The following is a 26,976-nucleotide window of genomic DNA, read 5'->3' as shown; positions in this document are numbered from 1 at the left end:
AAGCTAAAAGGCCTGACTCCGATAGAGTATCGAACTCAGGCCTTGAAAGCCGCTTAACAGAAATGTCCAACTTTACGGGGTCACTTCAGATTGGGAGCTTTTCTTTTGAGTTCTAATGATTTCTGGTGGTGCTCTAATACGCGACGTTCAATTGTAATTGAAGCTTGAATCTGTGCTTCGATAGTCGCTTAGTAAGTTGCTTACGAGTGTGTTCTAGCGTATCAAGCTCTAGTGTGTCGTCATCCACATGCACGTCCACATTTACTCGCAGTTCTTGACCAACTTTAGTTACGCCAGCCAGTTTCAATTGGTGCTCAGTTACCTTTTCAATCTCAAGAACGTCTTTACCAACGCTCTGACATAGTTCTTTGCTAGGTGTCATCATTAGCAGCTCACGTAGGGCACCAACTAGCATATCAAATGGTACTTTAAGGAAGTAGAAACCCATCAACACCATCATCATAGGGTCTGCATAGACCGCGTAGTGTGCATATGGTGTTAGTGATACTAACCATGCCGCGATAAAGCCAAGGGTTACTGCAACACTAAGTAGCGTATCCATTTGCCATTGTTTTTTCTCGGCTTCGATTAAACCTGATGAAAAACGACGGCTTTTCTTCGCCATAAACCACCAAGCGTAACCACAACCAATCACGTTAACGACACCGAAGATGGTTGCGATGGAAGCGTCTACCTCACGACCGCCTGTCATTAACGCCGTTACCGCAGAGAATAATGAGAAAGCAACAACAACTAAAATAACGGCTGCTTTGATAGCGATAACGATAGGTTCAAGTACAGCTTTGCCGAAAGGAAAAATAGATTTTGATGGCTTGCTGATGTAGTAAGAAGCTGCCAGTGACAATAAAGTTAACAGCAGACTGACTAGAGAATAAACACCGTCAAATACGATGACGATCGATCCAACAAGCAAGCCAAGTACCATCCCTCCGACTGCAAACCCAGATGCTAAAAGGGCTGAGAAGGTTAAGATACGGTTTTCGTTTTTGCTTGTCCTGTCACACATAAAAGATGCCTTAAATTATTACACCCTTACATTCTTCTCCTTGGGGTAAATTTAAGCAAATGAAAACTGTGTGACATTTAAACGATGAAATGAGGGTTTTTATGTATTTTATTATATATCAATGGCTTACGTTGAAATCTCGCTGTCAATTTAATTGACGCTCACTGCAATATGTTTAGAAGTCGAATAAATACTCGCTTAACTTATCGGCCAACCAACTCATTGCTGGGTGTTCTGTTTGTCCATTTGGAACGAACATACAGTAGTCTTCTTGCGTCAAACCATAAGTGTGTTTGATTACCGCAAGTTTCTGATGTCGCAGGTAATGTCGGATCAGTGGCTCTGGCAATACGCCCCACGCATCTTCTTCCAAAATGGTGTTCAGCATGTAATCAAAACTGGAGAAGCCAATGTATCGAGTAGAAAAGGGTTGCAGCTCTGGGTTGTCTTTTTCGTTCAAATACACCATCAACGCTTGCATCTGGTTACGCAAATCTTCGTCTGTGACACGGCGCATCTTACTCAAGCGATGTTCGAAACTGCATACTGACATCATGCGAATTTTGCCTAGAGGATTGTAGACAATATGTGGATCGTCGACACGTTCGTAGTCCACACCAAATGCAAAGTCGACCTGTTGTGTACTGACTAAATTTGAAAGGTCACCACTGGACGCCAATATTAAGTTGAAGGTTGTCGACGGGAAGCGATTGTTTAGCGTATGAGATAGCTCTTGCCATAATTCGTCTGGCAGCGAGTCATCACGTGCCACCCAGACCTCGGCGTTGAAACCGTCAGAAACTTGAGCGCAGGTCTTTTTGATTCGCTGTGCGGTTACGAGCAGGTTTTCACAGTCTTTAAAGATCGCTTTCCCTGCTTCCGAGAGCGTTAGCTGATTGCCAGTTCGAGCGAACAAATCGACGTCTAGGTCTTTCTCAAGCGCCTTAATTGCCATACTCAGCTTAGTACGATTGCAATCGAGTTGACGCGCAGCCTCCGAGACGGAGCCATACTCGGCAATGGTACAAAAGGCTTCAACTTGCGATAAGTTCATGATTAAAAAAGACCTAAACTGAAATGATGAGAATCGATAGCGTAGACGAATGAACGTACTGACGCCTAGAAAGATTATCGAAAAAAACACGGATTCGCCAGATAAGTCTATGGTGTTTTGGCGTTTTTGCGGTAATCTATGGGGGTTACAAGAAGTGAACATGGAGGCCACGATGGCACAAGATTGGGACGGCTTAGCAAAGAATTGGGAATCTAACCCAGCAACAGATCAATTTGCTCAGTCGGTGTTTGCACAGTTACAACAGCTTACTCAGCTTGATGGCATTAAAGTATTGGATTTTGGATGTGGGACAGGGCAGTTAAGCCAACTATTGTCGCCATCCGCAAAAGAGATTGTGGCGCTGGATGCATCTGAAGCCATGATTGAAGAGCTTGATAAGAAAGAGCTAGAGAATGTAGAACCGGTTGTTGACGCATTGACGCGTGGTCTAGTCGCTCAGCACCCAGCATTCCGTGGTCAGTTTGACCTAGTCGTTGCTTCTTCAGTGCTGGCTTTTATCGAAGACTACGAAACGTCTCTAGAGATTGCTCACTCGTTACTCAACGCTGGTGGTCACTTCGTACATTTTGACTGGATCGCAGATTCAGCAAAAGAAGGCTTCACGCTAGCGAAATCAGAAAACGCACTTATCAAAGCCGGCTTTACTGAGGTAGAAACGAAGAAGGTCTTCGAAATCACATCAGACGGTCACACAATGTCAGTATTAATGGGCGTAGGTCGCCGTTAATCCCCAACAAAGAACATAAGAAAAGCGAGCTATTTAGCTCGCTTTTTTGTTTCCTTCGACTCGCTAGACAAACGTGAGTTGTCGAATTTCTTCTAAAACATCTGGATTCGCAATCGCACCTAAGTTCTCGACTTCCTTACCATTTATGACTTGTTTGACCGCAAGTTCGACTAACTTTCCTGAGCGTGTTTTAGGAATGTCGCTGATGGCGAAGATTTGGCTTGGCACGTGCCTTGGCGAGCAGGACGTTTTGAGGCGCGACTTAATCTCTGCTACTAACCTGTCATCTAACGTGACACCAGAAACGGTCTGAACAAACAGCCAAATTTGTTCGTTTCGCTCGATCTCTTTACCTACGGCAATGGAATCGACGATACCGTCAATGGCGTTTACCTGCTGATAAATCTCCGCTGTGCCGATGCGCACACCGCCAGGATTCAACAATGCATCGCTACGACCGTAGAAAACAAACCCACCTTTGGCGCTGCGTTCGACATCATCACCGTGATGCCAGATATCATCGAACTTGTCCCAGTACGCGTTGTGGTAGCGCTCGCCAGTATCATTCCAAAAACCGACAGGGAAGTTAGGCATGGAATTGACACAGACGAGCTCACCGCGTTGTTCACTCACGCTTTGACCTTGCGAGTCGAACACTTGAACATCAATCCCCAAGCCAGTGTACTGACATTCACCACGATAAACAGGCGAGATAGGGTTGCCCAATACAAAGCAGCCACAGATGTCTGTTCCGCCTGAAATAGAAGCCAAATGCAAATCTTGCTTGATGTGTTGATACACGTAGTCAAACTGTTCTGGATAAAGCACAGAGCCCGTAGAGCACAGGGTTCTCAAAGCTGGGAGTGAGTAATCTTTGATAGGTGACAATCCGGCTTTTTCTATCGCCTCAAGATACTTGGCGGCAGTACCAAAGAGACTTACTTCGGCGCGCTGAGCTAAATCCCACAACACATTGGGTGTTGGGTGAACTGGGCTGCCATCGAAAATCACCAAGCATGCGCCACTCGCTAAAGCAGACACATGCCAGTTCCACATCATCCAGCCACAAGTTGTGTAATAAAAGACGCGATCTTTAGGCTGAATATCTGAATGAAGTTGGTGTTCTTTAAGATGATTAAGAATCGTACCGCCAACAGAATGCACGATGCACTTAGGTTTGCCCGTCGTGCCAGAGGAATAAAGCACAAACAGCGGACTATTGAATTCCACGCGAGTGTAATGCAACGGAGCTGGGGAATACTGATTAATGATGTTTTGCCAATCGTGAGTACAAACATCGCATTCGAACACATGCGGTTTGAGGTAACCGATCTGGCACACTTGTTTCAGTCCATCGAGATGATCCGCGATGTGGTGGTTCTTCTCCGACATATCGAAGGTTTTTCCATTAAAGGTATAACCATCGCAGGTGAAGAGAACCTTTGGCTTCACTTGCCCGAAGCGCTCAATAACGCTTTCTACGCCAAAATCAGGGGAGGTGGATGTCCAAGTCGCGCCTAAGCTGGTGGTAGCAAGCATTGCAATAATGGTCTGTGGCATATGTGGTAAATAACCTGCAACCACATCGCCTTGCTTGATGCCACATTCGACTAACCACTGCTGAACACTCGAGACCTCATCACAAAACTGTTTCCATGTGTAAGTCTGTTTGTCACCTCGTTCGTTTTCAAACCAAATCGCCAGCTCATCCGCTTGTTGCTCTGCCAAACTGAGCAGGTTCTCTGCGTAGTTAACTTGAGCTTGAGGGAACCACACGGCATCTCGATTTTGCATTGGTGATTGCCAACGGCTTTCACCTTGTACTTTTACGGTATCGCCTTGCGTGCCAATTAGGTCGCAAAATTGCCAAACCTCTTTCCAGAAATGCTCGTTATGCTCCAAAGACCATTGGTGCAAATCAGAGTAGTTTTTGAGCTCGAAACCTTGTCGATTAATGTGCTCGATAAACTGCGTGATATTGGCTTGCTCGATTCGATCTTCCGTCGGCTGCCAGACTTTGTTGCTCTCGCGCATAGCTCCCTCTATAACAAAGTTTTAACGTTTTCAGTCTGAGGTGAACCAGAAATAAAGTCAAACTCGTTGGAGAAACTGGCTCCTTATGTATATCAATGCCTTAGGTGTTAATGTAAAGAAAATGTTACACCTAAGTTTTGAGTGGAAAATGGCCAGGAGATTGGAAGGACAAAAGAGTGTAGATAGGCTTAATGTAAAGGATTTGTTAACGGAGATGTGCAATGACTCAGTATCATTCAAAACCCGTCGATCAGGATGGAAGGGTAGAATGGAGCCATGAAGAGGATGCCATTTGGCGCGACTTGGTAACAAGACAAATGAGCGTGATTCAAGACCGTGCATGCAACGCGTATCTGCATGGACTCAAGCTGCTCGACTTACCTCATGATCGCGTGCCACAACTGCCCGAAATCAATCGTGTTTTGATGGAAACAACGGGCTGGCAAGTGGAGCCAGTCCCCGCGTTGATCGACTTTGATCGTTTCTTCAATTTGCTTGGCAATAAACGCTTCCCAGTCGCGACCTTTTTGAGAACACGAGAAGAGTTTGATTACCTACAAGAGCCAGATTTCTTCCATGAGATTTTTGGTCATTGTGCCATGCTCACCAACCCTGATTTTGCCGCCTTTACCGAGCATTACGGACAGCTTGGACAAGCCGCGACACCAAAGCAGCGAGGGTATCTTGCGCGTCTATATTGGTTTACAGTCGAGTTCGGCTTGGTTCAAGAGGGTAACAAAACCAAGATCTACGGTGGCGGTATCCTTTCATCTCCGGGAGAAACCATCTATTCATTGGAAAGCGACATCGCGATTAGAGACGAATTTGACCTGCAAACTGTGCTAAGAACCCCTTACCGCATCGACATCATGCAGCCGAAATACTACGTGATTGAAGATTTGTCCCAGCTTTTCCAAATTAGCCAACTGAATTTATTGAAACAAGCCGATCTAGCGATTGAAGCCGGATTGCTTCCACCACTTTTTGAACCAAAGGAACCTGCTCATGTTGAATGAACAAAAATGCGAAGCTTGTAGTATCGATGCCATTGCACTTAGTAAAGAGGAACAACAGTCTTTGCTGCTGCAATTGTCTGATTGGCAGATCATTGAGAGAGATGAGATTCCTCAACTTGAGAAGGTCTACAAGTTTAAGAACTTCAAACAAGCGTGGGCGTTTAGCAACAAGATTGCCGAGCTTGCAGAAGATGAATTCCATCACCCATCTATCTTGCTAGAATGGGGCAAAGTGACCATCACTTGGTGGAGCCATTCTATTAAAGGTCTGCATAAGAACGACTTTATCTGTGCTTCGAAGTGCGACGCATTGGCTATTGATGAATAGAGCTGAGTGATTAAAGAGAGATTCCGGACATCTCGTTCCTCGATTCCGGAATGACGTTGGTAGTGTGGGGTTACTCGGAACTGCAGGATGCCTTTGCTAGGCTAGCTTCTGTCATTCTCGAGAGCGACGAAGGAGCGAGTCGGGAATCTCACTCTCAAACAATGCTCACTGATTATAAATAAAGCGCCCGGACTGAAGTTCGGGCGCTTTACTTTTAGTTTTGTCGCCTTGAAGAGTGGGTATTAAAGCTCAATTCGAAACACAGATGTCGTGCCTGACACTTCATTACCAACCGCGATAAAGTGTTGTCCGTTACGAGCAAAGTAATTGATTGACTCTGGCGCCAAATCACCTGCTTTTGGATTGTAAGTGTCGTTCGCGCATTCGCCATCTTCCACTTCTGTACAAACTGGTTGGCTGTAATCACGACGGTTTACGTAATGCAGGAACTGCGCTTGTTTCGGGTCTGTGATGTCATAAATCATGATGCCGCCTTGACGTTCCAAGCCGATAAACGCGTAGTGACGACCATTGATTTGTGCTACTTCAATTGCTTCTGGCTCAATGCCTTTGTCGTCACTGCGGTCATCGCCACTGTCATTGCTATCGTTGGTGCTGTTGAAGTTCTTACCTTCATTCATTAATGCGATAGTTGCGAAATCGTCACCACTATCGAAAACCAACTCACCGTTTTCATCCCAAATAGAGAATGAACGTGCGCCAAAGGCTTGAACATTGTCTTGCGCAGAAAGCGTTTGTTCAGGCTTAATCACTTTTAGACGCGCGAGTTGCTTGTTATCCTTTAGCGCCTCTGCCAGCGGGTGATCTGCTGCGACTTTCAGCTTCTTACCGCGCACTTCGTCAACATGGCTTAAACAGGTGCCTTGCTCAGAAGTATATTCATCTGTACCGAGGTAATCGTCTTCATCCCACTTGAAGCCCGCTTGGTCACATAGAGCTTGTGTTGTTTTGAAGCCATATTCACGACCGTCACCTTCGTTGGCAGAGAGGATGTAAGTTTTGCCATCTACCGAGTAGCTGTCGAGGGTATCTGGCATGTACAGACCAACCAGTTGAGGGTAGCTCTTAAAGTTGCCAATGATTTTGTCTTTGTTCGAAGCATCCAGTTTTGAATCAGACCAAGATTTCTCGCCCAGACCCACAATCTTCTCTACCGATTTGCTCTCAGGGTTTACGATTGCCATTGCATTGTTCTCTTGCAGTGCAACGTAGATTTTTCCGTTGTCAGCAAAGGTGAGGTATTCCGGTTCTAGATCTTGCGCCACCGTGGCATTTGGACCTGAGATTCGAACGTCAGCAGGCAACTCAGACTTACGTGCACCATCAAACTCATTGAAACCAATCTGCGTGACGTCTGCTTGGTTTACGCCTTGGCTCAAGTCGATCAATGTGATGCTGCCCTCAGGATCGACACTGTAGTCACCATTTGGCTCACCTTCGTTTGCTGTCGCAATGTATCTGCCGTCTTTTGAGAAGCCGACCATGTCTGGCAGTGCGCCAGTAGGGAAGGTGGTGATCAGCGACAAATCATCCGAGCGGTACAAGCCAACAATGCCATTCGCTTGCTTATTGCTGTTTTCAATCGCTACAGCGACTAAACCATTAAAGACAGCAACGCTGTTTGCCGCACCAATTTCAACGCCTGCCGCTTCGCCCGCGCTGTTGAGGTCGATGAATGCGGTTTGCGTTGGTGCGCCGTTGTCATCCATAGAAAGCACATCGACACGCTTTGCTTGAGCGTTGACCACGTAAAGCTTGTCAGTACATGCATCATATTGAACGATTTCTGCTGCCGACGTATCGAATGGTGCGTCAGCGATAGACGTTCCCATAAAGGTCAAACCTTGGATGGATGTCTCTCCAGCAACAGGTGCTACTGGTGCTTTACATTGGGCTGCAAACGAAGAGAGAGAATCGTCAGGTTGAGATGAACATGCGATGGCAAGTGAAGATAATGCCAATACGCCTATTGCCTTAAATGGGGTGGTCATGATATTTCCTTATTAAGCAGATACAATGTTGCTCAATGCACCTAAATTAGATATCTATTCATTCACTACAACAGTGAGGAATAGTGCATTGATTGATGTGTTATTAAATAAGGCTCTGAATATATTTATGATTTATGACTCTTATATTGGCTTTTGATGAAACAAATGTGTCAGTTTTAATCTGAACGTATGTCGAACACTTAAGATGAAAAGACACTAGGAACTAGAAATAATGGAACTTAAAGAATTTTTGGATGCGCTAGCGGCATCACCTGAGACAGTAGAATTTGAAACGACAATGGCAGCCATTGAGGCAAACTACGCGTTTACGCCAGCGGCTTTTGTGAATGGTGAAACGCAGAACATTGCAGGTGAGAATAGCGGCTCGTGCAAGATCTTCGCTTTTGGTCAATTGAACAACCTAAGCAAAGAAGCAACGTTGGCATGTTTTGGTCGCTTCTACCGTGAAGATGTATTGGCACATCCAGAGAACAGCGACCATCAAAACATTCGTAACTTTATGGTGACGGGTTGGGATGGCGTGAAGTTCGAATCCCAAGCGTTAGCGCAGAAATAGTTCGCAGAACTTGCCTTCATTTCAATGATAGCCAGTCCGTTATGTCCTATGTTCGTTAGGTTAGGCGACTGGCTTTTTCTCCAAACATTTACGACACAAACAAAGTTGTCCCGCTTCTGGCTTGGGTAGATCTCTGGTCTCAATGTCAAAGCACCAGCACGTCTCTTTCCCCGCAGCAATATCGCAGTGCGCGTTCGTGCCACACTCAGGACAAGAGTGGGTTGAATCATTTCCAACCAATTGTTCGATGATCGCGTCTCGTTGAGCATCAGACTTATCTTTCCACTGCACGATTTCTTCCATGGTTCGGTGACAGCCAGAACAGATTCCGCCGTTGTTTTTACAGGCTGCGCGGCAAGGTGACTTCATTATTTTTCTCGTTATGCTTTCCAGTAAGCGGCGTACTTTAACATGAAATTGTGCAGCGGGAAGCTCAATACTTGATTCAACAAAATATCCATTAGGTGAATAAATACTGGTCAAATTTATATGGAATGATAAACTGTATACTCAAAGTTTGAGGAGTTGGTATGTTTAAGTCATTGGTTGAGCGCTTGTTTAAGGCGACGGTTGTTGTAACTCTGGGTTTCATCTTGAGTGGATGTGCAGGTGGTCCTGTCGTCAGTGCGACGAAATTCACCAGTTATGAAGATTTTCGTCCCGGACCAGAGGGTGGCGTTGATCTTGTTTGGGCCAGAGTTGGTTTGCGCGATGCTACTCGATTGAAAGAGAAAATGGATGAATACGATAGCGTGGTGATTGACCGAGTAATGGTTGTGGTTCAAGAATCTGAGCTCGATGATGAAGAAATCAATGAATTGACGACTTACATGGTTGAGCAGTTAAAAGCGCGCATCTCACCGGTCAAAAAGATTGTCGACCAACCCGGTGAAAAAACACTTCGCTTGAGCATTGCAGTCAGTAATGTAGAAACGCCTAACCCTCTTCTTGCGGTTACCTCAAGCATTCTTCCAGTTGGTTTAGGGATCTCGACCATCTCAAAAATTACGACAGGTGAGCATACCAATGTAGGTTCTGCGACGGTGGAGTTACTGGTGAGTGATTCTGAGAGCGATGCGCCTTTGTTCGCCGCGATTGATCGTCAAGCAGGAAATAAAGACTTCTTGACTATGATTGACTCTTTAGACGATGCTAAAGATGCAATTAACTGGTGGGTCGATCGCTTGGGTGTTACTCTTAGCCAAGATTTATCCCAACAGACTCAGTAGTATATGTTAGAAAAAGAAAACCTTATTAAACTCGCTCGAATGCAAATGCCGTTTGGCAAATACGCTGGGCGTGTTCTTATTGATCTTCCAGAAGAATACCTACTCTGGTTCGATAAAAAAGGTTTTCCGGAAGGGGAGCTAGGCGAACTGCTAAAGCTCTGCCTCGCACTTAAAATTGAAGGCTTGGACAGTGTTGTTAAGCCTTTAAAGCGCATGTAACCTGCCACAGAAACTCCCTATTTTTGATTTAAAGAATTACCATGAATTTTGATATTAATGCACTGAAACACCACCAACTGGTCGAAGATGGTCAACTAGAAGGGTGTTACCTTCATCAACCTGCAAAGGGCAGTCAGCAAGATGACAAAGCGGTTTTGGCAGAACGCCAAGCGTTGGAAAAGGTGGGGTACAAGGTGATACAGGTTCAAGCGAAAGGCGGGACCACAACGTTTGCCGAAGCGATGCAGGAGTTTGCAAAGAAGACTGGCCACCAGCCTCAGTAATAAGCGGATTCAACCGATTCAACTACCTACCACTTTTCTCGCAATACCCTCGGCTTCATACAAAAGAGTCAGACTATCAAGCTGACTCTTTTTTGCCCCATTCCTTGCAAGCCATGCTGCTCGCTAGTTAACCGCAGCATTGCCTTTCTCGTGGAATAATTTTCAGTTCATTCGGGTAATAAAGGTTTGGTCATCATCCACAAAAGCGACAAATCCGCCGTGATAGATAAACACTCGCCCGCGTCCCTCGACTAAGCATGCTAGCTGTGGGTTCAAGTCTTCTTCGTTATCTTGGCTTTCAAACGTGCCGGTATCCGTGATTACACCGTTGAGTGCAGGCAAATATCCATAAGTGCGCTTGGCTTGATCAATCAGGCTCAATTCACTGTCGATAGAGAAACAAGAGGGGATCGCATCAGCGTCTTCGATGAATATAGGTTTCAGTTCTTCAAAAGCTGTAATCACCAGCCAGTCGATGCCGTTTACATGATGGATAAACATAGAGTTGCTCGATAGTTTTGATGCGGAGATTCTATCACTATCAAGTACAGAACGTAGTAGAAATTTAGTTGTTCAAGGCGATAATTCTGTGCTACTTCCTGACATTCACCACGTCAACTTGAGACAGGTTTCTGTCTAATATTAAGTGGCCATAACAAGCATACAGAGATCTCTAAAAAAGCCCCGTATAGCCCAAGGCTGTCAAGCGGACTATAAGGGGCAAACAGAGCAACTAGGATCACTGCTCTGCGATGGTGTCTGGAAACGACAATTAGAAATCGCTTCCGAGATAAATTCTAGGAATTTCTTATCTTGTTTTGTCAGCGAAATGTCACGACTGGTTACCATGCAGACAAGCTTATTTTTTATTTTTGAACAATAGCTTAGAAAGCGAGCGGGCATTGTAGGAATGGGCTGAAATGCCTTACGGAGGGTGCAAAAAAGCTCGCGATATAAGCGAGCTTTTTGTCATTTAAAAGCAGGATTAATGCTTGCGCTGCGGGCCGTGACGAACGATGTCTTTTCCGTGTTCGTAAACGTGTTGAGAAACCCAACGTCCAAGAACTAATTGATGCTTTTCGTCCAATACTGCAACAAATGGACGGCCATCAGTGTTGGTTGTTGCTAATGCTACGCCAGCGACGCCTTCAAGACCTAGCGCGCCACTTTCAATTAGATGTAGGAAAGCTTCTAGCTCTTCCAATGTTTCGATAACGTGATTATCAATGTTCATTATCTTCGATCTCTTCGAATTGCAGATACTCAATGGTCGCGTACTCTACCTAACTTACCGTTAGAAACCAAGCTAGGATTTGCTCAGCAGAACATTGCTTTGCAAGTTCAAGATAGGGGCTATCTCCAATTTTACGCCAAATGTAAGTCGCGGTTTTGTGCAGTTCATTGCCGCGATGTAATAATACTTGGCTTTGTGACGCTAAGTTATTGTAAATTCGAGTCTCAACCATTGAGTTTTACTATCAAGAGAAAATAGTCCGATGAAGAAAGTGTTAATGACAGGTTTTGAGCCATTTGGTGGTGAATCCATCAACCCTGCTTTAGAAGCAGTAAAGCGACTTGATAGAAAGAAACTCGATGGCGGCGAGGTGATGATTTGCCAAGTGCCCGTCACACGTTATGAATCTATCGATACCGTGGTTAACGCGATTGAGCAATACCAACCAGATATTGTCATCACAGTAGGGCAGGCAGCAGGGCGTGCAGCGATTACTCCAGAACGTGTGGCAATTAATGTAGACGACTTCCGTATCCCTGATAATGGTGGCTATCAACCAATCGATGAGCCAGTAGTTCAAGATGGCCCAGACGCTTACTTCACAACGCTGCCCATCAAGGCGATGACAAACGCTTTACAAAACGCGAGCATTCCATGCCAAGTATCAAATACGGCAGGGACGTTTGTATGTAATCACCTGTTTTATGGTATCCAGCATTACTTGCGTGATAAATCGGTACGTCATGGCTTTGTGCATATTCCTCTTTTGCCAGAGCAAGACGCTTTAGGCAACCAGCCAACCATGTCGTTAGATGTTATTGTTGAAGGGTTAGCGCTCTTGGCTCAAGCCGCGATTGACAACGAATCTGACATTGCAGTCAGCGCAGGCCAAATTTGTTGATACACAAGCCAAATTCAAATCCTTAGATGAACGCCGAGCACCATTAAGCTCGGTGTTTTTGTATCTGTTAAGTCGCTCAAATTTTGTGGGGTATGAAAGGAGTAGCATTGAACTGTGAAATGGATAAGTAACACCGATTCACTTTGATCTCTCGTTCAAATAAGGCGAACTATCATGAAAAGCAATAGAAGTAAGATCATTGCACTTTCCTCTGCGGTTGTTTTCGCTTTGGCTATTGCCGCTTTAAAATTTGAAAACACCCTCGGACTGCTTCCAATCCTTGTAGCGATTGTCGCGTTTTTTACTTGTGTGATTCACACCAGCATGCACCTTTCTGGTGTTAAAAATGCGGATGCATTTGGTTATTACCAACAATCTCAGCAGACAAAAGCGAATGCGTTGCATAAAGGCTTAGACCCTCGCGATAAAAAGCGTTGAAGCAAGTCACATTCTCCGTATACTTTGGCAAAAGCATTTAAGCACAAGCTTGTCGGAGAAGAGCATGTCAAATCGAGTACCAACCAATATACTGACAGGATTTTTGGGTGTCGGTAAAACCACCGCTATCTTGAATTTATTGAAAAACAAACCAGAGAACGAGAACTGGGCTGTGTTAGTCAATGAGTTTGGTGAAATTGGTATCGATGGCGCGATGATGACTGACCAAGGCGCGATGATCAAAGAAGTGCCGGGCGGTTGCATGTGCTGCACGGCTGGCGTGCCTATGTCTGTTGGTATTACGGCTTTGCTGCGCCAGAACCCTGACCGTCTTCTTATTGAGCCGACGGGCTTGGGCCATCCAAAGCAAGTAGTTGCGACGCTAACGTCTGAGCAGTACCAACCGTATGTGGATCTTAAAGCGACGATTGCGCTGGTGGACCCGCGTAACCTAAGTAACGAGAAGTACCTTTCTAACAAAAACTTTGTTGATCAGCTTGATAGCGCAGATGTGGTCATTGGTAGCAAAGTTGACCTGTGTACAAGCCATGATATTGATGTTTTCAATGACTGGGTGACAGACCAAACGCCTTCTAAAGTGTTCAGTAAGCTGATTCACGACGGTGACTTACCGATTGAAGTGCTAGATATCGAACGGGTGCACGGCAGTGCTTCTTCTCATATTGAAGCGCATCATCATGATCATGCTCACCAAGAGCCTCAATTCCAACTACCTCCGGGTGAGGCTTTCATTCGTAAAGAGAACAAAGGGCAGGGTTACTTCAGCTGTGGTTGGTTGTTCGGCGCGGAATACTCATTCAATTTTGATCAACTGTTCTCCATGCTATCTGAGCTAACTGCTGAACGTGTGAAAGCAGTGATGAACACAGACCAAGGTTGCTACGCGTTTAACGTGGCGAATGGCGTGGTTTCAGTCAATGAAATGAGCTTACAGGGCTTCGAATCACGCCTTGAGGTTATTGACTCTCAATTGATGCCTTGGGACCAGTTGGAAGCGCTTCTACTAAAGCTTTGTGACATCTCAGAATAGACACCAACCAAGATGGAACAAGGCCTGAGTGGATACTCGGGCCTTTTTTATTCGCTTTCACTGTTGAGACGATAGAAAATTTTTATCGATACGAACCTATTTATATGTGATTTGTATCACTATAATTGCCGGTTTTATCACTAGGTAAGAAACCGGAGACCACTTGAATTCTACCTTTACTTTTTCTGAGTTGAAGTTCTTTTGCTTACGCTTTATCGCGATTTTCTTTCTGCTCGTTGCGGTATTTGGCGCCATCATTCATTACGATAAGTCTGCGTCTGAAGAGGCAGAAAAGAGCAACATCCGTGTTCAACAAAAAGCACTGTTAGAAGGCAAGAAGCAATACATCGAGTGGGTAATGGGCTCCGTGGTAAGAGAAACTGCTTTGTTATCCGACATTATGGAAGCGAGAAAGGTGTACGACGTGGTGGCGTTGTTGCCTGTGGCCAAGCGCGATGTTGAACTCACAAGGCTGAGTACCATTTTGGAAGCAGTCAGTCAGCGTAAAGAAGTGTATGACCAACTTCGTTATCTCGATTTGGAAGGGAATGAAGTGGTTCGTATTAACTTTAACGATGGACACTCACAGGTCGTACCGACCGAGCAGCTACAAAACAAAAGCCACCGTTACTACTTCAATAAAGCATTGCAGCTAGGTTGCCGAAAGATCTACGTATCGCCTTTAGATTTGAATGTTGAGCATGGTCAGATTGAAGTACCGCTTAAACCTATGATTCGTTTGGCCACTCCTGTCTTTGATGAAAAAGGGCAAAAGCGTGGCATCGTTGTGGTTAACTATCTCGCGAAATACCTAATGGAAGGCATGGCGTTGTTTAATCTCGATATGGGAACCAACTACATGTTGCTCAACAAAGACGGTTATTTTTTGTTTAACAAACAGCGTCGCGATTCTGAGTTTGCATTTATGTATAGCCAACGAAGCGATGAGACCATCTACAGTGCATTTCCAGAGTTGGCCGAACAAATTCACAACACGTCTACAGGTCAGATCGAGACGGATAAAGGCATCATGACGATCGAGTCCGTTGGTACTGTTGATCGCATCAATCCATACTGCTTTCAGGACCACCACGTTAGCGAAAACAGCTCAACGGCATGGAAGTTAGTTTCTTATGTTGATTTTAGCGAAAGGAAGGACATCGTCAGTTCACAATACGAACGAAAATGGTTAATGCAGGTTGGCGTGGTATTGAGCATTATTCTGGCTTACTTTATTGCGCGTTTCCAACTGCGAGCCTTCGCCGATAATCAACGTATCCACTACTTGGCACACCACGATAGCCTTACTGGTCTCGTTAACCGTGGCGCATTTCAAAATCAAGCGACGAATACGCTGGATCAAAACTCAAAAGCAGGAAAAATGGTCTGCTTGATCTACCTCGACCTTGATGGTTTTAAGTTCATTAATGATGAATATGGGCATTCAGCAGGAGATAAAACCTTAATTCATGTTGCGTCCGTAATGCATCGTGTATTTGGTAGTAAAGCTTTGCTGGCACGTCTAGGCGGTGATGAGTTTGCTATTTTGTTGAGCTCTCAAGAGCATATGCAAAACCCTGAACACTACGCGGCATCTTTGATTCAGTTGATTCAAGATCCAATTGAAGTGTTACCAGGGACCTTCCATCAAGTGACTACCTCGATTGGCGGTTGTTGTACAAAAGGGCAGGATTGCACACTCGACGAGCTAATGCATCAAGCTGATATGGCGATGTATGAAGCGAAGAAGTCAGGTAAGAACCGTTACTACTTTATAAAATAATCCATTCTACAAGTAAGGCGCATACTGCGAAGGAATTCCAATGCGCCTTAACTTTAGAAATGGCTAAAAACCATTGCTTAAAGCTCTAGCGATAACATCGGTACCGTCGCTTGGTACACGATAAGTTGATCTTTTTCTAGAGTGGGTGCGGTGTAATCAATATGGTCAAGGCCGAGGTTCTCTCGGACGTGTTTTTGGTCCAGGTCATAATCGAGGTAACCTGATTTGACCTCTATGTTAGTCGGCAGAACGGCGACCGATTTCACTTTTCCTGACCAGTTCATCAAAGCGCCTGCTGCATTCACGTTGAATGAGAGGGCGATTAGCATTAGCGATAATATTTGCTTTGTCATGATAACCTTCCTTGTTTATGCGACGTCTTTATATCGGCCAGTCAAAAAAGTTCTTTAATGCTAATTATTGACTGAAGTGATGAGACATCACAATTCTTTACTCTCAGTATGTAAGACGACCGGACTGCGGAGATGATTAAATTTGGAGGGATTAGGGATGAGAATTAAAGTGACAAAAAAGAAGGTAGGCAGCCACTCCTTGGCAAGCAGATTATAGGTCTAAGGCCAGCATAGGAACGTTCGCCTGATCGATGATGATCTGATCCTTTGTCAGGTTAGTTACTGATAACTCGACATGTTTTCCGTAGAGATCAAAGTGTATGGTTTCTTTCTCGACGGTAATATTAGCGGGAACTTGAGCGATCGAAGGTACGACTCCCGACCAGCCCATCGTCGCGGTTGCGCTGTATGAATTTAAAGAAACCATTGCGAGAGCCAACAAGCATTTGTTCATGATTCTATTCTCTATAGTTAGATTGATTAGGTTGATTAAAACGCGCGCAGTGTATGCTTATAAATGTACAACTAGTTTGATATATATCAAGTGGTAGGCATTATGAAAAAACATTTTATAAAATGCTAATTTATGAATGAGGAAGAAATAACCTAGGTGTAAAACCCAGAAAAAGGAGACCTTTTTTGCAGATTAGGTGTTGAAAAAAATGAGATAAATCACTTGAATTCGGGTATAGTGCACGGCTAAATTTTCAAAGCTATCTAGTGGTTTGTTTAAGGAATACGCTCAATGTCATTTTCATCTCAAGGTTTTGCGCCAGAAGTGGTTAAAGCACTGGCAGAATGCGGTTATGAGAAGTTAACGCCAATCCAACAAAAGGCGATTCCAATGGCTCGTCGAGGCCATGATATTTTCGCTACTGCACAAACGGGTACGGGTAAAACCGCAGCCTTTTCTTTGCCAATGATTCAACGTTTGCTTGATAGTGGTCGTAACGCGTCTCGTAAGACAGCACGTGCACTTATCATGGCTCCGACTCGTGAATTAGCAGAGCAAATCGCTGATAACATCAAAGCTTACACTAAGTATACGAACCTCTCTGTTGCGGCTATTTTTGGTGGTCGCAAGATGTCATCACAGGTGACAGCACTAGAAAATGGTGTGGATATTCTTGTTGCAACGCCAGGACGCCTAGAAGAGCACCTTGAACAAGGTAACGTTTCAGTAGCAAACATTGATTTTCTTGTGTTTGATGAAGCAGACCGAATCTTGGATATGGGTTTTATCAATGCGGTTCGTAAAATCATGTTAGATGTGGATACCGACCCACAGATCATGATGTTCTCAGCAACAACCTCTAGCCAATTGAACGTTCTAGCAAGAGACATTCTACGTAAGCCAAAGCGTATCGAAGTAGAACGAGCGAATACTACGGCTCAAACTATTGCTCACGTATTGTACCCAGTAGACCAGGAGCGTAAGACAGAACTACTTTCTGAACTTATTGGTCGTAAAAACTGGAAGCAAGTACTAGTTTTCGTCAACTATAAAGAAACCGCAAACGACGTAGTTAAAGAGCTGAAGCTGGATGGCATTAAAGCGGTGGTTTGTCATGGTGACCGTGCGCAAAGTGCTCGCCGTCGTGCTCTGGAAGAGTTCAAAACAGGCAAAGTACGCGTAATGGTAGCGACGGACGTTGCTGCTCGTGGTTTGGACATCGAAGACCTACCTCACGTAGTCAACTACGACATGCCATTCTTAGCAGAAGACTATGTTCACCGTATCGGTCGCACTGGTCGCGCTGGTAAGCAAGGTCATGCCGTGTCGTTTGTTAACCGTGAAGAAGAGTTGACGGTTGTACAGGTGGAAAACCTAATCCAGCAGCATATTCGTCGAATCGAACTAGCTGGTTACGAACCAAAACAACGTGAAGCTTACATCGAGAAGTTGAATTCAAAACCGGCATTCAAAAATCGTCAAGGTCGACGTAATAACCCGAACCAATCGGCTACGGACCAAGGCTCAGCAGAACGTCGTTTAGCGATGGTAAAACGTTTGAAAGCACGTCGTTCATCAAACTAATCATCGTTTATTGAAAAAGGACATTCTACGAAAAGCGTCCCTCAACCGAGGGGCGCTTTTTTATCTATGAAATGAAGAGGTTAATTCATCCCTATAAAATTGGGCTCTCCTCGATAGATGATACGGTCATTACCACGATGAATGCCAAAGGTCACGACTGTTGGCGGGTTATCTTCTTCTTTATTGGTCTTATCCCAATTGTATTTCAACCAAGGTAAGTTATTGCCGCCACTGCTTAGGTCTAAATGAAAGCGAACCTGTTCTCGTGCAGAGTCCACTTGGCTTGCGACAAGGTCATACGTTCTGCCTGCTAGCATCGTCCCTTCGCCAGATAGCTTGGTGTTATTTGGTGAAGAATTCGACCAAATAGGGGTTCTGGAGTGATGTTCTCCGTTGGCAGTGGTTGCGCTGTCTTCAAAGTGCGTCACAAAGCGGCTACCTTGCCAAACTTCGACGTCAAGTGGGACCTTGATGGTCATACCTTGGTTGCCGCCAACGTCTTTAAAATTAAGCCTGCCAAAGCGGATATCCGGTTGTTCTTTTAAGATATGTCGGTCATCAAAGAAGTGTATTTCATCGACGACGTTTGTGTGAGTTAGACCTATTTCACTCTTTGTTGATTTTGAGTCTTTATTGAATGGGCCGTCTGGATACTGACCATCAGTTGCATCCTTCTCCCAGCAAGGGCTATTGTCACAATTCGCATTGCCAGTAGCTTTTTCAATTGTGAAACTGCCAACACTTGCGTCACCCACCAAGTTCCACTCAACCGAGTGCGCTGCTGGTGGAATGAAACGGTCTACGTAGTCACTCAATTCGCCCAAATGGAAGTGTTCTCGAAGACTGGCATCGAAATACACGTAATTCTCGATGTCTTCTTGTTTGGCATTAAGGGCGACCACGTCATAACGAACCTCTTCAAATGGTTGATTCATGTAAATGAAGTTTTGTTTCGTCGGGTACGTCCATTCTGCCTCTCTCACCTTAAAGTATTTGGCGTAGAAGCGACCAACATTTCGAAAGCCAGTGTTAACCGTCATATCAAGGTACTGACTACTTAAACTTGCTTTGATCTTTAGGCTGCCAACTTCTTCCCAGTACAAGCCGGAGAAGGTGTATTTAGAGTTCTCACTCTCGGTATGGCTGCGAGTGAGTGACAAGGTACTTTCCAGTAACTTCTCGGATTGGTTTGCTGTTTCGGTCGGTGTCTTTTGTTTACTGCTTAATACGATGCTTGCCGAGGGTGCATCTTCCAACATAAAGTTGCCAGTAACATCTGCATCGCAATAACTCTTTGTATTTACTTCACCAGTAACAGAGCCACCACTTTGCCAAATGATGGGTTTAACGGTCAGTGAGAAGTGTTCTCCAGCGGCAATAAATCCAGGACCACTTTTCGAAGTACCAGAAGCTAGTGTGGTTGAACCGTCGCAAATGGCCAGTGTCCATGGTCGAGATTTGACATCAAATGTACCTTCAACGTATACAGAGCCATCATCTGGACATTCTGCGAAACCTAAGCACTCGAATCTATCGGACATTTTTACAGAGAACAATCCGGATTCATTCGTGACTAAACCATGGCTAGAAAGGCCATCTGAAAACTCTGCGGAGTAACGGAAGTTTCCTTCGCTCCCTCCCGCTGGCTTGATGAGAGGATGAGTGACTTTAGGAGTGCCATTGTAATTAGTCGCAATGACTTGTTCACCTGTAGTGGCACACGCTAGCAAGCGAGTGTTCACGGTTTTTGATTTACCTGCCACAACGTGAATTTCTTTCATCGAGCTCAAGTTTTCTTCATAAGCTTCAAACATAAATGGTGTAAACATAAACTGCACGGTTTGTGCTTTGTTCGTATCGTCAACCATGGTGAAAGTCAGTGTGTAATTTAAATCTAGTGAAATCGAATCGATATCATGCGGGATGACTTTTATTACCAACGTCCCGTCATCTTTCGAGATAAAGTTGTTGTCGTCAATTTTCTGTTTTCCTTCGACCATTTCAAGCGTGAATAGGTCAGGATGAGAGAGAGTAGCCAATACTTTAGCGCTCGTTACTTCATCATTGTTGGTTGTAGTCACGGTAAACTGAGGGAGTTCATCACCACACATTAGTGCGATGTCTTCTGTTGGTGTGACGATAAGGTCGAAATCGTCATAACTCGGTGGGATTAGCTCGCAAACAGGGACTTCTTTCTCTGGGCAATTTCTGGTTGCATATGAGCAGTTTTGATCATCTTTTCCGCAGTATTGAGTGATGTCGTTGTTGACTCGGTGGGCTTCTATTTTCCCACACACTTGGCCGATACCATCCACAAAACTTGCAGTATGAAACGCTTTAATAGCATTATATTTTGCATAAACCGAAGTATTGTCTAGCGTGATGTTTGCACCTTTGGATTCTATTGCACCAAAAACATCGGTATTTGAGAGCGTTAGATTTTGTAAAGAAAAGAGGCCGCCGACAATAACATTCTTGTTCGCTCCAACTTCTACTAAACCGCCTGACGACCAAACATCTCCGCAGACTTGAGCGTTCTCAAGCTTGAGGTTTTGACTTGCAGTTACTTGACCATTGACAACGTTGTAGAGGCCTTTTAGCTCGACAGTCATGCCTCTTGAATCTACATCACCATCGATAAGTACGTTTTCAAGTGAAATCGTATAATCCGTTTTTACATCGCCATAAATGTATGTGTAGTCGGTTTCGTGGTTGGCATTGCTAACTATTACGCCTTGGGATAGGGATTTTATACCTATCGGGTTTTCTGGAGAGCCAATGCTATTTCTACCTTTAAAGTTCAAGCCGGTAAAAGCACGAAGCTGAATCTTGGTATCTTGGGTGTTGATTATTTGTTCATCTAGCTCAAGGGTTATGTTTCCATGACAGTAGTACGCTTTATCATATTTTTGGTCGGTAGGTTCTTGTATCTGTATCTTCTCTGGGCAAAAACCGACCTCATCACCGGTTTTAATGTCAGCTAAATCAAACACTGTTGCCAGAGCGTAGGGGGAAAAAATAGATGCGAGTGTGATGAATATTTGTTTTAGCATCATCAAGTATCCTAAATCTAGTGGAACTTAATGGCACCAAGCGAGTGTGAGCAAAAGGCTCATCGAAGTTAAGTTTGCGGTTTAGTTTTTTATAGTATGCCCGCTTAGTTATTGAACTTTGGTTGCTTTTTATTCGTATGTCATACCAAGTTCATATGAGTCTATTAAAGCGTGAATGTGATCTTAGTTCAATAGTTTTGGTGGGTATGTGTCGCACTTTTAGCGTATCAAATTGTTAGAAAATAATAAGAAAGGGTTATATGTGACCAAACGGATAGAGCCAACACCTTAATGTTGGCTCTGATGTAGAAGTACGCCTTATGCGGCATGGTCGATCAAAGGAGCCATTTGATAAAGCTCTTGGAGAATCGCTTTCGTTTGTTTCGAATAGACAAGACGATCTTTGTCTCCGACAAGTTGTACCGCTTTTACCTTTCCTGATACCAGACACAAACGAATCGTACGAAGAACCATTTGTATATCCAGCGCGGGTGTTCCATCTAGACTGTTTTTTGTCAGTAGTGATGCCAAATCAATTGATATGACGATCTGATCACAATGGTCTAAATAGCTTCCGACTTGTTGCTTGAGGTGATTGCGGTAACGAAAGGTAAATTCGCGGTCGGTAACCCAATCACACCCTTGATCTTCGGCATAGTCCCAAGCTTCTTGTTTGGTATCTTGCTCACTCGCGCCAGCAAAGAACATGCGGACATTTGGGTAGCGTGACAGCGCAAAATGAAAAGCGGAGCCAAGGCGAGGGTCTAGTGTCGGTTTTAGGCTCATTCGGTGTCCGATATTTATGATGCCTATTTCGTCATTATCGCAAACCACAACTGGCAACATGGATAGAATGGCTTCGGTACAATTCGATAAGACAACCGGTATTGAGTGGCGCGAAAGAGACAAGCTTAACGCCTCTTGAAAATCGCCACTCTCAATCTGGGGATGGGAAAAGTGCCCAAGGTTCGCGGCTGAGCCTTGATCGTGTTGTTGATAGAGCCAGTCACTGGCATTCTCTAAACTTTGATCGGCCAAATCAAACGTGCCACTGTTCATCGGGGCTAAATGCTCACAAACCGTCATAAAAGAAAAAGGGTAATGGTGGACGGACTTATGAGCTCGATGAAGTTTGTAGCGTTTGAAAAAGCCTAACATGATGAATTACCTTTCTGGCGGCAACGCTCTCGCTGCCTGCAACACATGCAAAATGATACGCTGCTTATCCTTTTCGACCCGGTGAGCCGGAGCCATTACCGAGACTGCGCCAATCAATTTACTTCCTTTCATGACTGGTGCGCTAATGCCAGAAACACCAGGATCGATTTCTGATGTACTGACAGCGTATCCGTTCTTACGGATGGTACTGAGCTCTTGTTCCCATTCGCTGAGGCGATGATCTTGCCCAAAATGACGCAAGATTTTTTCGCAACGGCTTTGAGGCATGAAAGCCAGCATCACCTTAGATGAGGCGCCACGAAGCAATGGTTGACTTTGACCCTGGACGTAGCTGCATCGAAGCGCCTGCATACTCTCTTTCTGTCTGACACAAAGCGCGCGGTAACCAGAAGGCACCATGTAAGCGGCCATTTCGCCTGTTTGTTGAACTAGGCGAGCTAAAATGGTTTCCACCATATCTAAGCCATGTTGCGCGGTCTCATAGCTATGCATTAACAACAAAGCGGCTGGGCCGACTACAAATGTCTTGTCGTGGACACTTTCCTCTATCAAGTTCCATTCTTTAAGCAGCTTTAAATGTCGATAAAGACTACTCAAAGGAACAGCCAGTTGTTCACTGAGCGTTTTCGCAGAGACTGGGAATGGACTAACTGCGACTTGCATGAGCAATTGCAGCGCCTTTTCGTTTACCTGATTAGCGTTGGCTTTGTTTGTCGTCATGAGCATGTTGTAACGTGATAATGGGTATGCAACAACTATAATTCTTAAACGTTGAGAAAAGGAAAATAATTGGGATTGGATATTCTCATATAGTGAGAAAAAGCCATATTAATGTTTTTCCTTTAAGAGGAGGGCTCGCCATTTAAGCATCGGGTCATGATTTTTCTTCCTGCAGACTTCACCTTTACCTACTGGTTAAATTAGCAATTTTTGTGTGAATTCCTCTTCACAGATCGCATTCCAATCAAGAAAGTTGGTAAACTCTGTCTCTCAAATGAGCCATGTATCAATAACTCATTGTTATATTTGCGGCTTTATTGCTTGTTAACCATACTCAATCAGTGGATAGGTTCTGGCGGTTGCTTTTGAAGTGGTTTCTTAAGTATCTGATAGGGAAGCGTTATTTTTATTTTGTTTTTAAGTTTGATTGAGAAGAGATTATTCCTCGATGATAAATAAAGAGCTTTTGAAAAAAGCCATCATTTACTTGCTCCCGCTGCCCCTTATTGTCGCGGAAGTTTTCTATTTAGCGCATCAAAGTGTTCAACGTAACCTTGATCATATTCTTGATAAAAATCTGCAAGTTGCGGATGAAATCCTGTTTCAAATAGAGACAGAAAACCGGACAGCATTGATCAATCCGGAGCGTTGTGAAGCAATACAACAAAATTTAATGTTTGAGAGACACATTGACGAGACCTTGATCGTAAAAGATGGTCAGATCATTTGTTCCTCGAAACTGGGATCAATGAATCGTTCGATGGAGAACTATGTTCAGCTATATCGCAAAGGTGAACTTACGCTAGGTCATATCACTGGCTATGCTGACCAAGTCTTATTTCTGATCACCCCCAAAGAGGATGCACCGGAATACCAAGCCGTTACTATCGTGGATAGAGACTACTTTGGCGCGACGATTGGTTATCGTAATGATGTACGTTTAAAGCGTTCGGCTATGTTTGTTGGTAAGGATTCTGCGCCCAAAGATGCTTCTATGCAGGGAGAAAACGCAGTATCACTCGGCTACTCTAAGTTGTTTGACTACGAGGCTCTAGTGGAAGCCAGCGATTTTTACGTTGAGCAGAAGCGCTTTTCATATGTGATTTCAGCGCTTCCAATATTATTACTCTTTTATCTCTTAATTTTCTTAGTAAATCGCTTCATCGATCCTCAGCGAAGTTTAGTTTCTGACTTACGCAAAGCGATTAAGAAGCGGGAGCTCTTATTGCATTACCAACCTCAAGTAGATTCGAGAACTGGTAAAACGTTTGGCTATGAAGCCTTAGTGCGCTGGCCTCACAAACAGAAGGGTTTTATTTCTCCTGATGAATTTGTACCTGCGGCAGAAGAGAGCGGGTTGGTGGAGATGCTAACTGATTTCGTATTAGAAAGAGCGTGTGAGGATTTTTCTCAATTTAAGTTCGAACAGCCAGTCCATCTAGGCATCAATGTCCCACCAGGTTATCTTGCTGGCGCTCACGTAATAAGAAAAATCGAGACCATTCATCGGAAACTGAAACAATACAATGTTGAGATGAGCATTGAGATTACCGAGAGGCAATTGATTGGTGGGGAGGCAAGGTGCCATATTGCGGCGCTCAGGTTACATGGGATTCAGGTGTTGATCGATGACTTTGGCACAGGGCAAACCGCATTGGCAGTTCTGCAACATATGAAGGTCGATTATCTGAAAATTGATAAGTGCTTTGTTGATACCATCGGGATTGACAGCGTTAATTCCACGGTATTGAATGCAATTGTTAGATTGGCTGAGGATCTACATGTCGATCTGATTGCAGAAGGTGTCGAAACTCGGGAGCAAGCAGCACACTTGACGATGTTAGGTGTGAACCTACACCAAGGCTATTTCTATGCTAAACCACTTCCTTATTCGGAAGTGGTTGGTTCTCAGTAAATGCTTACTCAGTACTCCCTTTATAGCATTGAGTCTGTTCGTCGAATCTGAATTCTAGATAATTCTGAATACTCTCTAAGCCATCTTCCTGATAGTGAGAAACATATAGGAGCTGGCTTAGGTTTTCTTTTGCAACTAACTCAAGGGTGTTTTTTACCAGCACTCGACCAAGGTAATCTAAACCTTGGTAGGGCTCATCCAGTATTAACAACGTTGGTTGTTTTACAATCGCTCTAGCTATTAAGAGCAAGCGCTGTTGACCATATTCCAGTTGTTTGAACGACGTTTTCTCATACTGCTCCATATGCAAGATTGTCAGCCACTCTTTAGCTATGTTGAGTTCTTTCTTACTTGGTTTGGAGTACAACCCAATTGAGTCATAAAACCCTGATAGAATGACTTCTAGTGCGCTGCAGTTGACTCGATATTGCAGATGTAGTGCGGAAGAAACCATGCCAATGTATTGCTTGATTTCCCATATGGTTTCGCCAGTACCGCGTTTTTTACCAAAGATCTGAATATCATTACTGTAACACTGAGGGTGGTCACCAAATATCAGCCCTAATAACGTGCTTTTTCCGCAGCCATTTGGTCCTTTCACTTGCCAATGCTGACCTTTGTCGATACGCCAATTCAAGTCGGTGAAAATGGTTTTCTCTGTATACTCGACCTTGCCGTTTTTTAGCTCAAAGATAGGGTTATCGAAGTGAGTTGAATGTTGGTGTTGGCGAATCAATGTCATCATCTCTTCGCTTTGTTTTTCTGACTGCGATTTTATCTGCGCTATGACAGGGTGTAGGTCCCAGCTTTGCTTATCCATGGTGCTATCAAGCTTGCCTGCGTTGAACAGCGCAATACGTTCTATCCAGTCAGGCATGTCAGATTCACGAGAGAAGGTAATCAGCATTTGTACTGATTGAGAAAGTGTTTGAAGGTAAGCCGCCAATGAGGCGCGGTGAGCGACATCCAAACCAGTAAACGGGTTGTCTAGCAACACTAAGTCAGGCTTGGTCGCTAGCGCTCGGGCAAGCATAACGCGTCGTGTTTCACCCGTTGAAAGCACTCGAAAACCGCTTTCTGCTAAATATAATAAGTCGAGATCTTCAATCAGAGCCTGTGTGAAGGCTTCATCTTGGCAGACTTCAAAAATTAACTGGTAAACGGAACTGCCCTGGTCAATACGGTCGAGAAAGTCGGTATCGTCCTTTTCTATCTCCAGTTCCAATAATCGTTGTTGCTCAGAAAGGGAGACCTGAGCAATATGACAATCTTCGATGTTCAGTTTACCTGATTCAGGTTTAATCTCACCACACAGTAAGTCACCAAGCATCGAACCAATATCGCCCTCAGAACTGAATATACCCCAAGATTGTCCGGCTTCAATCTGCCAATCGTCGATAGAGAGAGTAGAAGTGTTTTCCTTTGCAGTAAGCTGATGAAATTGAATCGGCATTGTGTCTGTCTTCCATGATTTATTGTTATCTTGCTCCTAGTTATAACAAGTCTTGAGTCTGCATAGAACGAATTGATGTGCGGATTTTTTCGTCGATTGCGATAAGTGCGGAGTTGGTCAGTAAATCTAGAAGAAGGTGAAAGGGAAGAATATGTAGTGGGGGAGCAAACCACTAGGGATTTAGAAATCTCGTAATTTTCCAAATGCTAAAACGACGAAAGCCCGTTGATTTCTCAACGGGCTTTCTAAATGTGGCGGAGAGATAGGGATTTGAACCCTAGATACGCTATTAACGTATGCCGGTTTTCAAGACCGGTGCTTTCAACCACT

Annotated in this window: 27 protein-coding genes; 13 read left to right on the top strand and 14 right to left on the bottom strand. The window is 44.3% G+C overall.

The window, feature by feature from the left end; all coding sequences use genetic code 11:
• Window positions 1-133: 133 nt before the first annotated feature.
• Together VJL_RS26295 and VJL_RS26290 are read right to left on the bottom strand one after the other, a co-directional pair.
• Entirely contained in the window at window positions 134-1,027 is an 894-nt protein-coding gene (locus tag VJL_RS26295) for a cation diffusion facilitator family transporter (protein ID WP_038882288.1), read from the bottom strand.
• 175 nt (window positions 1,028-1,202) lie between these two features.
• Window positions 1,203-2,081, bottom strand: coding sequence for a LysR family transcriptional regulator (locus VJL_RS26290; protein WP_038882286.1), 879 nt, complete (start codon window positions 2,079-2,081; stop codon window positions 1,203-1,205).
• Between the two features lie 49 nt (window positions 2,082-2,130).
• Between VJL_RS26290 and VJL_RS26285 the strand changes: the two genes are divergently transcribed.
• Window positions 2,131-2,829: a class I SAM-dependent DNA methyltransferase gene (locus tag VJL_RS26285; protein ID WP_038882285.1), complete on the top strand. Its 699-nt coding sequence runs from the start codon at window positions 2,131-2,133 to the stop codon at window positions 2,827-2,829.
• A 63-nt stretch (window positions 2,830-2,892) separates the two neighbouring features.
• On the opposite strand, the gene VJL_RS26280 is transcribed toward VJL_RS26285, so the two are convergent.
• On the bottom strand, window positions 2,893-4,863 hold the full coding sequence (locus VJL_RS26280) for an acetoacetate--CoA ligase (protein ID WP_038882284.1): 1,971 nt from the start codon (window positions 4,861-4,863) through the stop codon (window positions 2,893-2,895).
• Window positions 4,864-5,084: 221 nt separating this feature from the next.
• Here VJL_RS26280 and phhA point away from each other — a divergent pair, with 221 nt between their 5' ends.
• The gene (gene phhA / locus VJL_RS26270; protein ID WP_009704714.1) at window positions 5,085-5,879 is read left to right on the top strand and encodes a phenylalanine 4-monooxygenase; all 795 of its coding nucleotides are present in this window, start codon (window positions 5,085-5,087) and stop codon (window positions 5,877-5,879) included.
• Window positions 5,869-6,207 carry a 4a-hydroxytetrahydrobiopterin dehydratase gene (locus VJL_RS26265; protein WP_005442595.1) on the top strand — a complete coding sequence of 113 codons (339 nt, stop codon included), beginning with the start codon at window positions 5,869-5,871 and terminating at the stop codon, window positions 6,205-6,207. The genes phhA and VJL_RS26265 overlap by 11 nt, the downstream gene beginning before the upstream one ends.
• A gap of 242 nt (window positions 6,208-6,449) precedes the next feature.
• Here the strand turns inward: VJL_RS26265 and VJL_RS26260 are convergent, their stop codons facing one another.
• On the bottom strand, window positions 6,450-8,219 hold the full coding sequence (locus tag VJL_RS26260) for a choice-of-anchor I family protein (protein WP_038882281.1): 1,770 nt from the start codon (window positions 8,217-8,219) through the stop codon (window positions 6,450-6,452).
• 232 nt (window positions 8,220-8,451) lie between these two features.
• Here VJL_RS26260 and VJL_RS26255 point away from each other — a divergent pair, with 232 nt between their 5' ends.
• Entirely contained in the window at window positions 8,452-8,796 is a 345-nt protein-coding gene (locus VJL_RS26255) for a HopJ type III effector protein (protein ID WP_038882280.1), read from the top strand.
• Window positions 8,797-8,856: 60 nt separating this feature from the next.
• Here the strand turns inward: VJL_RS26255 and VJL_RS26250 are convergent, their stop codons facing one another.
• A complete protein-coding gene (locus VJL_RS26250) occupies window positions 8,857-9,165 on the bottom strand; it encodes a cysteine-rich CWC family protein (RefSeq protein WP_017188880.1) in 309 nt (102 codons plus the stop codon).
• 161 nt (window positions 9,166-9,326) lie between these two features.
• Between VJL_RS26250 and VJL_RS26245 the strand changes: the two genes are divergently transcribed.
• Genes VJL_RS26245 through VJL_RS26235 form a run of 3 tightly spaced genes read left to right on the top strand, consistent with a single transcriptional unit; the run spans window position 9,327 to window position 10,528 of the window.
• Entirely contained in the window at window positions 9,327-10,025 is a 699-nt protein-coding gene (locus VJL_RS26245) for a DUF3313 domain-containing protein (protein WP_038882278.1), read from the top strand.
• Window positions 10,026-10,028: 3 nt separating this feature from the next.
• Window positions 10,029-10,244, top strand: a complete 216-nt coding sequence (locus tag VJL_RS26240; protein WP_005433583.1) for a DUF3820 family protein — start codon at window positions 10,029-10,031, stop codon at window positions 10,242-10,244.
• Between the two features lie 41 nt (window positions 10,245-10,285).
• Window positions 10,286-10,528: a hypothetical protein gene (locus VJL_RS26235; RefSeq protein ID WP_038869642.1), complete on the top strand. Its 243-nt coding sequence runs from the start codon at window positions 10,286-10,288 to the stop codon at window positions 10,526-10,528.
• Between the two features lie 162 nt (window positions 10,529-10,690).
• Here VJL_RS26235 and VJL_RS26230 read toward each other — a convergent pair whose 3' ends face one another.
• From VJL_RS26230 to VJL_RS26220, 3 genes are all read right to left on the bottom strand, one after another.
• The gene (locus tag VJL_RS26230) at window positions 10,691-11,029 is read right to left on the bottom strand and encodes a hypothetical protein (protein ID WP_038869644.1); all 339 of its coding nucleotides are present in this window, start codon (window positions 11,027-11,029) and stop codon (window positions 10,691-10,693) included.
• 484 nt (window positions 11,030-11,513) lie between these two features.
• The gene (locus tag VJL_RS26225; RefSeq protein ID WP_038869647.1) at window positions 11,514-11,762 is read right to left on the bottom strand and encodes a hypothetical protein; all 249 of its coding nucleotides are present in this window, start codon (window positions 11,760-11,762) and stop codon (window positions 11,514-11,516) included.
• 49 nt (window positions 11,763-11,811) lie between these two features.
• Window positions 11,812-11,994, bottom strand: coding sequence for a hypothetical protein (locus tag VJL_RS26220; RefSeq protein WP_038869648.1), 183 nt, complete (start codon window positions 11,992-11,994; stop codon window positions 11,812-11,814).
• Between the two features lie 30 nt (window positions 11,995-12,024).
• Here VJL_RS26220 and pcp point away from each other — a divergent pair, with 30 nt between their 5' ends.
• From pcp to VJL_RS26200, 4 genes are all read left to right on the top strand, one after another.
• Entirely contained in the window at window positions 12,025-12,663 is a 639-nt protein-coding gene (pcp, locus tag VJL_RS26215; RefSeq protein WP_038869650.1) for a pyroglutamyl-peptidase I, read from the top strand.
• A 174-nt stretch (window positions 12,664-12,837) separates the two neighbouring features.
• Entirely contained in the window at window positions 12,838-13,101 is a 264-nt protein-coding gene (locus tag VJL_RS26210; protein ID WP_038869651.1) for a hypothetical protein, read from the top strand.
• Between the two features lie 64 nt (window positions 13,102-13,165).
• Window positions 13,166-14,152, top strand: coding sequence for a CobW family GTP-binding protein (locus VJL_RS26205; RefSeq protein ID WP_038882276.1), 987 nt, complete (start codon window positions 13,166-13,168; stop codon window positions 14,150-14,152).
• A 163-nt stretch (window positions 14,153-14,315) separates the two neighbouring features.
• On the top strand, window positions 14,316-15,935 hold the full coding sequence (locus VJL_RS26200) for a diguanylate cyclase domain-containing protein (RefSeq protein WP_038882275.1): 1,620 nt from the start codon (window positions 14,316-14,318) through the stop codon (window positions 15,933-15,935).
• 77 nt (window positions 15,936-16,012) lie between these two features.
• On the opposite strand, the gene VJL_RS26195 is transcribed toward VJL_RS26200, so the two are convergent.
• Window positions 16,013-16,288 (bottom strand): hypothetical protein, encoded by a 276-nt coding sequence (locus VJL_RS26195; protein WP_038869654.1) that lies wholly within the window; start codon window positions 16,286-16,288, stop codon window positions 16,013-16,015.
• Between the two features lie 211 nt (window positions 16,289-16,499).
• Window positions 16,500-16,742 carry a hypothetical protein gene (locus VJL_RS26190; RefSeq protein ID WP_038882274.1) on the bottom strand — a complete coding sequence of 81 codons (243 nt, stop codon included), beginning with the start codon at window positions 16,740-16,742 and terminating at the stop codon, window positions 16,500-16,502.
• A 291-nt stretch (window positions 16,743-17,033) separates the two neighbouring features.
• Between VJL_RS26190 and VJL_RS26185 the strand changes: the two genes are divergently transcribed.
• On the top strand, window positions 17,034-18,326 hold the full coding sequence (locus VJL_RS26185; RefSeq protein ID WP_038882273.1) for a DEAD/DEAH box helicase: 1,293 nt from the start codon (window positions 17,034-17,036) through the stop codon (window positions 18,324-18,326).
• Window positions 18,327-18,406: 80 nt separating this feature from the next.
• Here VJL_RS26185 and VJL_RS26180 read toward each other — a convergent pair whose 3' ends face one another.
• The 3 genes from VJL_RS26180 to VJL_RS26170 form a co-directional block, all read right to left on the bottom strand.
• The gene (locus tag VJL_RS26180; RefSeq protein ID WP_439654177.1) at window positions 18,407-21,382 is read right to left on the bottom strand and encodes a DUF6701 domain-containing protein; all 2,976 of its coding nucleotides are present in this window, start codon (window positions 21,380-21,382) and stop codon (window positions 18,407-18,409) included.
• 315 nt (window positions 21,383-21,697) lie between these two features.
• On the bottom strand, window positions 21,698-22,537 hold the full coding sequence (locus tag VJL_RS26175; RefSeq protein ID WP_038882271.1) for an arginase: 840 nt from the start codon (window positions 22,535-22,537) through the stop codon (window positions 21,698-21,700).
• A gap of 6 nt (window positions 22,538-22,543) precedes the next feature.
• A complete protein-coding gene (locus VJL_RS26170) occupies window positions 22,544-23,278 on the bottom strand; it encodes an IclR family transcriptional regulator (protein ID WP_038869667.1) in 735 nt (244 codons plus the stop codon).
• Window positions 23,279-23,726: 448 nt separating this feature from the next.
• Here VJL_RS26170 and VJL_RS26165 point away from each other — a divergent pair, with 448 nt between their 5' ends.
• Window positions 23,727-25,193 carry an EAL domain-containing protein gene (locus VJL_RS26165; protein ID WP_038882269.1) on the top strand — a complete coding sequence of 489 codons (1,467 nt, stop codon included), beginning with the start codon at window positions 23,727-23,729 and terminating at the stop codon, window positions 25,191-25,193.
• 4 nt (window positions 25,194-25,197) lie between these two features.
• Here the strand turns inward: VJL_RS26165 and VJL_RS26160 are convergent, their stop codons facing one another.
• Window positions 25,198-26,646, bottom strand: a complete 1,449-nt coding sequence (locus VJL_RS26160; RefSeq protein ID WP_038882268.1) for an ATP-binding cassette domain-containing protein — start codon at window positions 26,644-26,646, stop codon at window positions 25,198-25,200.
• Window positions 26,647-26,976: the final 330 nt, after the last annotated feature.

This window comes from Vibrio jasicida CAIM 1864 = LMG 25398, assembly GCF_000400365.1.
Classification (GTDB): Bacteria; Pseudomonadota; Gammaproteobacteria; order Enterobacterales; family Vibrionaceae; genus Vibrio; species Vibrio jasicida.
The sequence above is the reverse complement of the archived record's forward strand: the minus strand, read 5'-3'. Positions and strand labels throughout refer to the sequence as shown.